The following is an 11,687-nucleotide window of genomic DNA, read 5'->3' on the forward strand; positions in this document are numbered from 1 at the left end:
CTAAATATTAGCTTTGATAGCTATCTAGCGAGGTTTGGCCAAGAGGTGGACATAAAGCATCTTTACGTCGGTCTTTTTAAGGCTCCGTTTTTTGGCGTCGTGATCGCGTTTATCGGCTGCATGAGAGGCTTTCAGATCAGCGGAAATACTCAAAGCGTGGGCACATATACGACCGTGAGCGTGGTGAATGCGATATTTGGCGTGATCATGGTGGACGCGCTGTTTTCGATTATTTTCACGCAGCTAGGCATATAAATGATAATAAAAGCAACTGATTTAACGACGAAATTCGGCGACCGAGTGATCCACGACAGGCTAAATTTCCACGTAAACGAGGCTGAAATTTACGGGCTACTCGGCGGTAGCGGCACGGGCAAATCGACGCTGATGAAAACGATGATATATCTAAAAGAACCAAGCGCCGGCAAAGTCGAGATGTTAGGGCGCGATCTGTGGTCGCTAGACGAGGTGGCTAGGCAGGAGATGAAACTCGCTTGCAGCGTGATGTTTCAGTTTGGCGCGCTTTATACCTCGATGAACGTACTGGAAAATATTTACATCCTGCTAAAAGAGTATAGCGGGATGAGCGAGCGATCGATGCGCGAGATAGCGATGTTTTGGCTGCAAAAAGTAGGCCTTAGCGAAAATGTCGCGCTACAATACCCAAGCGAGCTAAGCGGCGGTATGAAAAAGCGCGTAGCGATGGCTAGAGCGCTGGTGCTGAGTCCTAAAATTTTGTTTTTAGACGAGCCAAACTCCGGCCTTGACCCAAGTAGCGCGCGGGCGTTTGACGAGCTGGTGGTCGAGCTGCGAGATACGCTTGGCGTCACGGTCGTGATGGTGACGCACGATATAGACAGTATTTGCACGATTTTAGATAGATTTTTGATACTTCAGGATAAAAAGATAGCCTTCGAGGGGACTTTTGAGCAGCTGATGCAAATGCCCGAAAATCCGCTTGAAGAGCTTTTAAAAACAAGGAAAAACGGTGGGAAATAAAATAAATTATACTTTGATAGGCATTTTTTTCGTGCTAGTAGTGAGCGCGCTAGGTATCGCGGCGTGGTGGCTGGGCGGATACGGGAAAAAGGCCGATGATTACAGGTCGTATTTCATCAAAACTACAAGCCTGCCAAGCGGCATCAAAAAGGACTCCACGGTCAAATTTATCGGCGTAGACGCAGGCAGCGTCAAGGATATCCGCTTTGCCGACGAAAAAGAGGCTCTCATCGAGCTTGAACTCTCCGTGAGAAAAGACATACCGATAAGAATCGATAGCACGGCGTCTGCGGAGATACAGGGCATCACTGGCATCGGCTACCTAAATATCTCTCGCGGCAGCATGGATAGCCCGCTCTTTGATAAAAACGAAAAGGCCTACATCGGACTTGAGGCGAGTTTTTTTGACAAAATAGGCAATAGGGCAGAGTATTTAACGCAAAATTTGGAGTCGACGTTTAAAAATATCAATAAATTTTTAAGCGACGAAAACGCGGCTAAATTTTCGTCTATCCTAGTTTCTGCCGATGAAGCGATGAAAAAAATAAATGCCGGAAATCTCGATATAAACGCGACTATAGCAAATGCCAACGAGGTTTTGGCAAATGCAAATTTGACGTTAAACGAGCTAAAAAAAGCGCTAAAAAACGCCTCGGGCACGCTTGAGTTCGTAAATTCGTTTACGACTAAGGCCGCAGACGCCGCGCAAGCGCTAAAAAATCTACAAACCGCGATCTCGGAAAAAATAAAAAGCGGCGAATACGACGTAAAGGGCGCGCTAAATACGCTTAGCGACGAGACGGAAAGGACTCTGCTAAGCTTCCAAAAGCTCATTTCGGATTTTAGAAATACCCTTTTTAGACTCGAGGACAACCCGTACGAGTTTTTCTTTAAAGACACGCAGAAAAAGGACGAAAAATGAAAATTTTAAGCACGGTTTTAGCCGCGTCGGCGCTGTTTTTTAGCGGATGTAGCGTTTTGGCAAAGCCTGCGCCTAGGACGAATTATTTTATGCTAGGCGGCACGGAAGATAAATTTAAAGAGTGTGTAAACAAACCCGAAAAAACGGTTTTTATCGAGGAGGTGCGGGTTTTTGGCGCGTACGAGAGCCGCGAAGTCCTAAAGATAGACGCAAACGGCGAGATCCGTCCGCTAAAAAATATCAAATTTTTAGCGCTCCCAAGCGAGATGGCTAGGAGAAATTTGATCATAGCCGTGAGCGATCAGTGCGTGTTTAAGCCCTCTTTTAAAAACGCAGACATAAGCGTAAAATCAAATTTACTCACGCTTCAAATCAAAGATAAAAAAGCGCAAATTTCGATGTTATTTAGCTTTTTTAAAGACGGCAAGGAGCTAAAAAGCGTCGTACTAAGCTCGCAAAAAGACGCAGGCGCGGACGAGGGCGAAATCGCGATGAAGGCGCTAAACGCCGCCTTTAGCGAGGTTACGGATAAATTTTTGCAAGAATTAATCAAATTTTAGAGATAATCGCAAATTTTAAAGGAAAACGATGATAAAAGCGATCGAGGGCGTGATAACCAAAAAAGAGCCCGCAAATCTCATCTTAAAAACAGCCGGCGGCGTGAGCTACGGCGTAGCTATCTCGCTTTTTTGCTCGGCAAAGCTCGAGCGAGGCCAGAGCGTGGAGCTAAACATCACGCAGATCATCCGCGAAGATGCGGATTTGCTTTACGGATTTTTAGACGCGGGCGAACAAAAGATGTTTGAGATGCTGATAAAACTAAGCGGTATCGGCACGGCGACGGCGATGGCGGTGTGCTCGAGCCTAAATCCGAACGCATTTTTAAACGCGGTTAAAAGCGGAGACGCTGCGGCGCTACAAACGGTACCGGGCATCGGCGCAAAGACTGCTAGACGCATCATAGCCGAACTTAGCGACGCAAAGATGACGATGGATGAAAATCTGCCTAGCCATCAGCACGAAGCGATCTTGGCTCTGGAGAGTCTTGGCTTTAAAAGAGAAAAGATAACCAAGGCGCTTAGCGAGTGCGACGCGCAAAATACGGGCGAACTAATCAAACAAGCCCTAAAAAAACTAGCATAAAAAAGGAAAAAATATGAAATTTGCTGTGATATTCGGCGCAAAAAGCTACGAACACGAGATCAGTATCGTGAGCGCCATAGCCCTAAAAAAGGTGCTAAAAAACGAGCCTTTGTTTATATTTTGCGATAAATTTAGAGAATTTTATCTGATAAACGGCGCCGATATGAAGGCGAATTTCTTTAGCTCTGGCAAGTATAAAAATGCCAAAAAGCTCACTCTTAAGCAGGGCGGATTTTTCGCGGGCGGGTTGCTTGGCGAGAAAAAGATCGAGGCGGACGTGTTTATAAATTTAGTCCACGGCATGGACGGCGAGGACGGCAAGATCGCGGCACTGCTCGAGTTTTACGGCCTTAGTTATATCGGCCCTCGCGTCGAGGCTAGCGCGCTAAGCTACAACAAGGAGCTAACCAAACTGCTAGCGCAAAAAGCAGGCGTAAAAACCCTAAACTACGAGGTTGTAAGCAGAAAAAAGGCACCTAGCCTGCCACTACCAGTGATCCTAAAGCCGCTTCGCCTAGGAAGCTCAATCGGCGTAAGCGTGATAAAAGATGCTAGTGAGCTAGAATACGGCCTAGATGTGGCGTACGAATTTGACAAAGAGATCTTGGTCGAGCCATTTATCGAAGGCGTAAAGGAGTACAATCTAGCAGGCTGCAAGGCGGACGGCGAGATCAAATTTTCCATCATCGAAGAGCCTAAAAAGAAGGAGTTTCTAGACTACGAGCAAAAATACATGAGCTTTTCAAACGAGAGCAGGGCGCGCGAGGCCGATATCAGCGCAGAGCTAGCCGCCAAGCTAAAACAAAGCTTTGAGCGCATCTATAACTGCGGCTTTGACGGGGCGCTGATACGCTGCGACTTTTTTGAGATAAACGGCGGAGTCTATCTAAACGAGATAAATCCAAACCCGGGCAGTATGGCGAATTATCTATTTGACGACTTTGAGGGGACGCTGGAGCGACTCGCCGCAAGCTTGCCAAAAGAACGCGAGATAAATATCGACTACAGATTTATCAACTCCATAACGTCGGCGAAAGGCAAGCTGTAAAGAGGCGTCGGCTTTTTGCGCGCCTGAATTTGCTAAATTTGACGTTTAGTTGCCGCCTTAAACGGATTGTTTTTGGCGGCTTTTTAAATTTTTGCGCTTTATCGTATCGCTAATAAATTTGGTCGGTAGTTTTGAAATTTAGCGATTATTACGCTTGCTAGGTAAAAGTGCGGCTTATTTTTCAACATTTTATAGCGTTAAAGTGCCGATTTAGGTCAAATTTAACTCGCTTTATTATTTGACGAAGCCGCTACTTTCATCAAATTTTACTACCTCGTCTTTTATATACTCGCAAATTTCACTCTAAAAACATAAAACGCTCTAAAATAAATTTTAAAGAACATAATGGGCCATTATATTTTAATTTGAATTTAAAGATAATATGCTATATTTTACGTAAAATTTTACGTAAAGAGCAGAAATGACTACTTTTAGCAAAGATGAAATTTACACGGCGACCGAAGTGGTGCGAAATTTTAGCGCCGTTTTAGGTAAAGTCGGCAAAGCGCAGATGAAGCGTGCCGTGATCGTCAAAAATAATAAATTTGAAGCCGTACTGCTAAATATGGGCGAGTATGAGCGCCTATGCGAGGCTGTCGAGGTGCTCCAAAGCATATATGAGGCTAAAAAACGAGCCGGAAGCGGCGAATAATGGCGGTCAAAGAGGTAAAATACGGCGGCAAAATTTACCGCATCAGCTACGAGACCGTAAATCCCGCAAATAAGGATGTCGCGCTATTTTTGCACGGTTGGGGTGCAAACAAAGAGATCATGAAAAAGGCTTTCGGCACGTATTTTAAGGACTTGCGGCACGTTTACGTCGATATGCCGGGCTTTGGCGCGAGCAGTATGCACGGAGCGCTAGCGACGAAAGACTACGCAAAAATCATGAAATCCTTTTTAGACGAGCTTGGCGCGAGCCCTAAAATCGTCTTTGGACACAGCTTCGGCGGTAAGGTCGCAACCCTGCTAAATCCTGAATATCTCGCACTTTTAAGCTCGGCCGGCATCGTGGCTAAAAAGCCGCTTTGGGTGCGATTTAAGATCGCTTTGTTTAAGTTTTTAAAGCTGTTAGGCCTTGGATTTTTATACAAATTTTTCGCCACGAAAGACGTAAAAGGCATGAGCAAAACGATGTATGAGACCCTAAAAAACGTCGTCGACGAGGACTTTAGCTCTAAATTTGCGGACTTTGGCGGCAGGGCGTTTATATTTTGGGGTGAGGAAGATAAGGCCACTCCTCTAAAAAGCGGCGAACGCGTGAGTCGCCTCATCAAAAACAGCGAATTTCACGCACTCAAGGGCGATCATTTTTTCTTTTTACTCCATGCGCGCTACATCGACGGCGTCGTGAACGCGGGGTTAAATTTTGCGGATTTGGACGATGAAAGCGGTATCGAGAGCGTTAAAATTTTAAGTCCGAAAAACCGTGAAAATTTGAGCGAAAAAATCGAGAGCACCGACAAAAATGGCGATCTTAAAAATGAGACCGAGCAAAATTTGGCCGAACCTGCTCGTGCGGATTTAGAGGCGAGCGCAAAAACCATCTCTCAAAATAGCCTCTTTGATGAGCAATCGCAAAATAGCATCTTTGCCGATAAAAACCCGCAACTTGACGATATGAGTGACGAAAACGGTCAAATTTCTGCAAAAAATGTTTTTAAAGAAAATTTGTTTGACGGGCAAGAAATCGCGCAAAATCAATCGAAACTCAAAAATAGCGTTTTAATCGGCGACGAGCAAAATCAAATTTTACCAAAAGATGAGCCGGGCGATCAAAAAAGCCCCAAAAAGCCTGTGCAACAAACGTTTGATTTGAGCTAGCGCCTTGGATTACGATATCAGTATAAATTTATGCAGGCTTGGCAGGCCTACATCAAATTTACGAGCTAAATTTAAGCCCAAAATCTGTAAAATCTCGGCTGATAAATATTTACATTTTACGGCACAAAAATAAAGCAGGGCGTTTAAATTTAGCTCTCAAATTTAACGGAAAAACTATCAAAATTTCCGTAAAGCCTAAAAAAATAAACTGAAAAATGTCAATTTTGGAAAAAGCGGCAGGGAAAGCCCGCCTCAAACGAACCTAGGAGAAAAAATGAACGAAACCCTCATAAATATCGGCCTTGCCGCGACGCAGATTTTATTTACGTTTGCGCTGGGATTTTATCTCATCACCTGCCTTCAGTGGTTTTCCTACAAGTTTGAGCGCGTGCTGTTTCACTTCACTAGGCCGCTGTGGCACGTGTTTTTCCTTATCGTGCCGATCGTGCTTTTTTACGGGGCGGAGCGATTTTTCTGGATTTATTTTTACTTTGCACTGGTGCCAAGCCTCGCTCTTTGGCATAAAAAACTCGATAAAAAGCTGGTTTTTACTCCGCGAGTCAAGCGATTTTTTGTTATCTTAGCGCTCGCCGTTATCGCTAGCTACGCCGTTTATATAGTAACGCAGTACCGCGTAAATTTAGGCGTCGTCCTGCCGCTCGTGCTCTCTTTTGCGATTAGCTTTTTGCTGGAAAAGGCTAAATTTAAAGCCTACGAAAACAGCGCGCGCAAAAAGCTAGCCTCGATGCCGGAGCTCAAAATCATCATGATAACTGCGAGTTTTGGCAAAACCAGCATCAAAAATTTCCTATTTGAGCTGCTTAAAAACGATTTCGTTTGCCGCAAAACACCTCGCAGCGTAAACACGCTAGCAGGCCTCGTCCAAGACGTAAACAACGAGCTTGCTGTCGGTACGCAGATATATATCGCCGAGGCGGGCGCACGCCTAAAAGGCGACATTGCACAGATCACGGAGTTTTTGAGCCCGCACATCGCTATCGTCGGCGAGATCGGCGCGCAGCATATCGAGTACTTTAAAACGCTTGAAAATATCCGCGCCACGAAGCTTGAGGCTCTTGGCTCAAAGCGCTTAGAAAAGGCTTTCGTGCACAGCAGTACGCAGGCAAACGAGGGCGAAAAGATAGAAATTTACGACAAAGACCTAAGCGGCGTTGAGGCGAGCCTGGATGGGGTTAAATTTAAGCTTGGCGAGAGGGAATTTGCTTCGCCGCTACTTGGTAAATTTAACGCTGCAAACCTAGCCGTTTGCGTCAAAACTGCGCTATATCTGGGACTAGACGAGGCTAGGGTCGCCTCCGCCCTCTCGCGCCTAAAAAACGTCGAGCACAGACTTGAGCGCATTGACGCGGGCGGCAAAATTATCATTGACGACGGCTTTAACGGTAACTTTAACGGCATGAGCGCGAGCTACGAGCTAGTCGCCAGCTACGAAGGGCGCAAGGTGCTTGTGACGCCCGGCATCATGGAGAGCAGCGACGAGGAGAACGAAAAACTAAGCAAGATCATCAACAAAACCTTTGATATCGTTATGCTAACAAGCTCGCTAAACGCCGTCGCGCTGCTAAAGCACCTAAGTAGGCCAAAAGTCATCGTCATCAAGGACAAATCAAAAATGCAAGAAGCCTTGGCGCAAAACACCAAAGCGGGCGATCTGATCCTTTTTTCAAACGACGCGCCAAGCTTTATGTAGGGGGCAAATTTGGTTTGGAAGGCGCAGTCAAATTTAGCGGCGGCGCTTCTAGCTGCTCAAATTTGATTTGAGATTTTATCCGCTCACATCGGCGGAGATTGATTTAAAAAAATGCATTTTCAAGGTGCGGGTTATGCTAAGCACCGACTGCGACGGGCTAAAAAATAGAACGGCTAAATTTAAGCGACTCAAATTTAACCCCAAATTTGAAGTTAAATTTAAATCCCCGCGCTCGCCATCCCCGCCTCGATCAAAAACTGGCTGGGCTGGTAGTTTATCTTTTTGATTTTGTCGTATTTGGCGTAGCTTAAAATCAGCTCGTCGCGCGCCCTCGTGACCGCGACGTAAAAGAGCCGCCGCTCCTCCTCGAGCGAGCCGCCCATGCTCATGAGTTTGAGGTTCGGGAAGCGATTTTGCGCGAGATCGACTACGAAAACGAGGTCAAATTCAAGCCCCTTTGAGGCGTGCACGCTTAGCAGATTTACCCCTTCGCCGCTGCTCATCTCGCTGCTGCCCAGAGTGATAAAGTTATAAAATTTCTCCGCCTCCGAGTAGTTTTTGGCTAGTTCGCCAAGCACCTCTAGCTTGCCCGCGATGCGCTCTAGAGCCTCTTTTTTTAGAGTTTCGTCTATGTTGCCGTTTTTTTGCGTGGCGCGCTTGGTCGCAAGATTGTCGGCGATGAGGGTATAAATTTTGCTGTTTTTAAGATCCTCTATCAGCGATGTCGGGCGCGAGTGGCGTTTGGCGGCACTTAAAAAGTTGTAAATTTCATACAAAAACTGCCCGCCACTCTCGCTTAGTTTTTGCATTTTTAAAATCGGGTGCGCGAAAAATTTCTCGCTAAAGTTAAATTTAGCAAAGCGCGACTTCTCCCCGACCTCGTCAAGCTCGTCAAAAAGCCCCAGCTGGTAGTTTTTAGTCTTTTTGGCAAAGGCCTCCACGCTATCGTCAGGTTGCAAAAATCCGCGAACGACGTCGCCGTGTCCGACCTTGCTTAGCACTTCAAAAATCTCCTTGCTAAGCGCCGCACCTACGCCTTTTGCGTATTCGCACACGTGGATAAAGGCCATGATGTCCTTTGGGTTGATGAGGATGCCAAGCAGATCCATCGCGGCGCGCACCTCGCGGCTCTCAAAAAAGCTCACGCCGCCCTTGCGCTTAGAGCCGATACCAAGCTCTCGCAGCGCGACTTCTAGGCCGTCGGCGCTTGAGTTGTTGCGAAAGATGATGGCGATGTTTTCTTTTTTGTATTTGCTAACGGCGATAACCTGCGCGATGTTTGAGTATTGGTCGAAAAGCTCGTTGTAAACTAGTAGCTTTGGCGAGGTAAATTTGCCCTCGCGACCGACGACTAGCTTTTTTTTGTAAAGGCGCGGGTTGTTTGCGATGACTTTGTTGGCAAGGGCTAGGATCGCGGAGCTACTGCGGTAGTTGATGTTTAGCGCGTAGATTTTGGCGTCTGCGAATCGGTCCTTAAACGAGCCGATGATCTCGATGTTTGCGCCGTTAAATGCGTAAATGCTCTGGTCAAAATCCCCGACGCAAAAAAGGCTTTTCGTCTCAAAGGCGCTGATTAGCGAGCCTTGCAGCGAGTTTGTGTCCTGATACTCGTCGACTAAAATTTCCTCAAATTTTAGCGGCGCGCCTTTTCTCAGTTCGTTACGCATTTTGATAAGCAAGTCGTTAAAATCCGCGTAGCCGAATTTATTCTTTTCCTCCTCAAATTCGCGCAAAACGTCCTCGTAAATCTCGGCGTAGACGCCTTGCTCGTCGCTTCGCTCCTTTAGCCACTCGCCAAAAGTCTGCTTTAGGGCTAAATTTTGAAACAGCGAATACGCGTCGTAAAGATATGCGCCCCCGTATGGCTTGACGTCGCTTAGGTGATTAAATTTGCGCCTCTCGACGAGCGATTTTAGCAGCGTTTTTAGCTCGCTTGGCTGCTTTAGCGTAACCGGTTTTTCTAGAAATTTAAGCAGGGAATAAGAAACCGAGTGAAAGGTGCCCGCCGTGATGCGCGAGGGTGATTTTTTATCAAAATGCCTATTTAATCGCTCTATCATCTCGGCCGCGGCCTTGTTGGTGAAGGTTAGCAACAGGATTTTCTCGGGCTTTACGCCTAAATTTAGCAGATGAGCGATGCGTGCGACGATGGTACTGGTTTTGCCGGTGCCGGCAGAGGCAATAACTAGATTGTGTCCGGCAGGAGCGGTCGCGGCGGCGTATTGTTCTTGATTTAGTTTTGAAAGGGGCATATTTTCCTCGCGTTTTAAAAGGCCAGATTATACCCAAACGGGCTTAAATTTATAAAAACGCAAAAGCAGCGAGGGCTAAATTTATTTGCCCCGCGTTTGCAAAGCGAGGCGAAAATTTAGCGGTTTTTATTTTGGATTTAGTATTTCTTTTAGCTCCTCATCGCTTAGCTCGTAGCGGTAAAATTTGAGATAAAATTTTTTGACTTCGTCTTCTAAATTTAGGTCGGTAAAAATTTCGGGATAAAAGATTTTAGCTAGCCAAAGCGGCTGCAAAGCACCCTCGGCGCTGCGCACGCTCCACAGATAAACTCCGCTAGGCACGACGAATACGGCGCCGTCTTTGACCGCTTTTAGTTTTGCAAACGCAGGATTATTTAAGATCTTTTCCTTGCCTTCGCGCGAATTGGTTATGATTATATCGGGATTAAAGATAATAACTTGCTCCTCGTTTATCATCTTTGAGATTTTAAAGTCCGCTTCGTTATCTTGAGAGCTTAAATTTATTCCGCCGGCGATTTTTATGTACTCCGCGCCGATATCTTTGCTACTGATCGTGCTAAAATTTCCTGAGTTAAAATTTAAGGCCAAAACCCGCTTTTTATCCTTGATATTTTGTACTTTCTCGCTTACAAATTTTATATTTTTGTCAAAATATGCGTTAAATTCTTCCGCCTTTTTTATCGCATCGCCGCCTAAAATTTCGGCTATTTTGCTAACAGCGCCTTTTATCTCGCTAGCGTTGCTAAATTTATTTATATTTACGACCGCGATGCCGGCGGCTTCTAGCTGCGCCTTTTGATTTTCGTCAAATATCATACCGACGGGCCCAAAAACTACCTGCGTATTTGAGGCGATTATTGTCTCGGCGCTGCTTGTTAGCGAGCCGCTGACGTTATTCATCGTTTTTATTTTCGGGAAAATTTTACTCATCATTTTTGGTAGCCGCGCTGCGCCCGAGATGATTTTATCTTCACCCGTTAGCATCGCGCTCATCTGCGTAAATGCTCCTATCATCGGCGTTACGCGTTCTACGTTATCAGGGATTTGCACCTCTTTGCCGCCGTCGTCCACGACGATACGCGCCTGCAAGATACAAACCGCCAAAATCAAAAACGCCAAAATCTTTCTCATTTTTTCTCCTTAAATGATCGGAACGCAGGAGTAGACGCTTCTGCCCTCGATCTCGTTTTTTACTACTCTTATATCGGCGCCGTAAGCGAGCCTTAAATTTTCATCCGTTATCGCTTCGTGCGCGCTGCCGTAGATTATGCTTTGATCTCTTTTTAAAAGTGCGACCTTAGCGTCTATGTAAAAAGCGTGCTCGGCAAAGTGCGAAGTCATGATGATCTTATGTCCGTTTGCCGCTAGCTCTTTTACGGCTTTTAGGATTTTTACTTGGTTTCCAAAGTCCAAATTTGAGGCGGGCTCGTCAAGCATCACGGTGCTTGCTTTCTGTGCTAAAGCTCTTGCGATTAAGACCATTTGCCTCTCGCCGCCGCTGATATCGGTGTAAATTTTATCCGCAAATTCGCTCATTCCTAGCATCTCAAGCTTTTGCAGGGTGATCTTTACGTCCTTTGCGCTTGGATTTTCAAAGGTTCCGATATAGGGCGAGCGCCCCATTAAAACGACGTCTAAAACCTTAAAAGCAAAGGGCGGAGTGTGAGCCTGAGGCACGTAGCTAACGATTTTTGCTCGCTCTTTATCGTTTAAAGCGAAAAAATCTCGCCCGTCTGCTAAAATTTCTCCGCCAAATGGCTTTAAAAATCCCAAAATTGTCTTAAAAAC

12 protein-coding genes are annotated in these 11,687 nt (G+C 45.9%); 9 read left to right on the top strand and 3 right to left on the bottom strand.

The window, feature by feature from the left end; translation table 11 throughout:
• From H740_RS02180 to H740_RS02220, 9 genes are all read left to right on the top strand, one after another.
• On the top strand, positions 1-255 hold a 255-nt coding region (locus tag H740_RS02180), incomplete at its 5' end, for an ABC transporter permease (protein WP_002950829.1).
• Positions 256-999, top strand: a complete 744-nt coding sequence (locus H740_RS02185; RefSeq protein ID WP_002950834.1) for an ABC transporter ATP-binding protein — start codon at positions 256-258, stop codon at positions 997-999. It begins immediately after the preceding gene.
• The gene (locus tag H740_RS02190; protein ID WP_002950844.1) at positions 989-1,921 is read left to right on the top strand and encodes an MlaD family protein; all 933 of its coding nucleotides are present in this window, start codon (positions 989-991) and stop codon (positions 1,919-1,921) included. Before H740_RS02185 ends, H740_RS02190 begins: the two co-directional genes overlap by 11 nt.
• Positions 1,918-2,481, top strand: a complete 564-nt coding sequence (locus H740_RS02195; RefSeq protein WP_002950845.1) for a hypothetical protein — start codon at positions 1,918-1,920, stop codon at positions 2,479-2,481. Before H740_RS02190 ends, H740_RS02195 begins: the two co-directional genes overlap by 4 nt.
• A 28-nt stretch (positions 2,482-2,509) precedes the next feature.
• Positions 2,510-3,064, top strand: coding sequence for a Holliday junction branch migration protein RuvA (ruvA, locus tag H740_RS02200; protein ID WP_002950847.1), 555 nt, complete (start codon positions 2,510-2,512; stop codon positions 3,062-3,064).
• Positions 3,065-3,077: 13 nt separating this feature from the next.
• Positions 3,078-4,112 (top strand): D-alanine--D-alanine ligase, encoded by a 1,035-nt coding sequence (locus tag H740_RS02205; protein WP_002950849.1) that lies wholly within the window; start codon positions 3,078-3,080, stop codon positions 4,110-4,112.
• 421 nt (positions 4,113-4,533) lie between these two features.
• Positions 4,534-4,764, top strand: coding sequence for a type II toxin-antitoxin system Phd/YefM family antitoxin (locus H740_RS02210; protein WP_002947827.1), 231 nt, complete (start codon positions 4,534-4,536; stop codon positions 4,762-4,764).
• Complete coding sequence (locus H740_RS02215; protein ID WP_002950852.1) at positions 4,764-5,936, top strand: alpha/beta fold hydrolase; 1,173 nt, start codon at positions 4,764-4,766, stop codon at positions 5,934-5,936. The genes H740_RS02210 and H740_RS02215 overlap by 1 nt, the downstream gene beginning before the upstream one ends.
• Before the next feature lie 274 nt (positions 5,937-6,210).
• Complete coding sequence (locus tag H740_RS02220; RefSeq protein ID WP_002950854.1) at positions 6,211-7,647, top strand: Mur ligase family protein; 1,437 nt, start codon at positions 6,211-6,213, stop codon at positions 7,645-7,647.
• Between the two features lie 218 nt (positions 7,648-7,865).
• Here the strand turns inward: H740_RS02220 and H740_RS02225 are convergent, their stop codons facing one another.
• From H740_RS02225 to H740_RS02235, 3 genes are all read right to left on the bottom strand, one after another.
• Positions 7,866-9,899, bottom strand: a complete 2,034-nt coding sequence (locus tag H740_RS02225; RefSeq protein ID WP_002950855.1) for an ATP-dependent helicase — start codon at positions 9,897-9,899, stop codon at positions 7,866-7,868.
• Between the two features lie 126 nt (positions 9,900-10,025).
• Positions 10,026-11,030 (bottom strand): ABC transporter substrate-binding protein, encoded by a 1,005-nt coding sequence (locus H740_RS02230; RefSeq protein ID WP_002950856.1) that lies wholly within the window; start codon positions 11,028-11,030, stop codon positions 10,026-10,028.
• Positions 11,031-11,039: 9 nt separating this feature from the next.
• Positions 11,040-11,687: ABC transporter ATP-binding protein (locus tag H740_RS02235; protein ID WP_002950858.1), on the bottom strand; the 648-nt coding region annotated here is incomplete at its 5' end.

The organism is Campylobacter showae CC57C (genome assembly GCF_000344295.2).
Classification (GTDB): Bacteria; Campylobacterota; Campylobacteria; order Campylobacterales; family Campylobacteraceae; genus Campylobacter_A; species Campylobacter_A showae_B.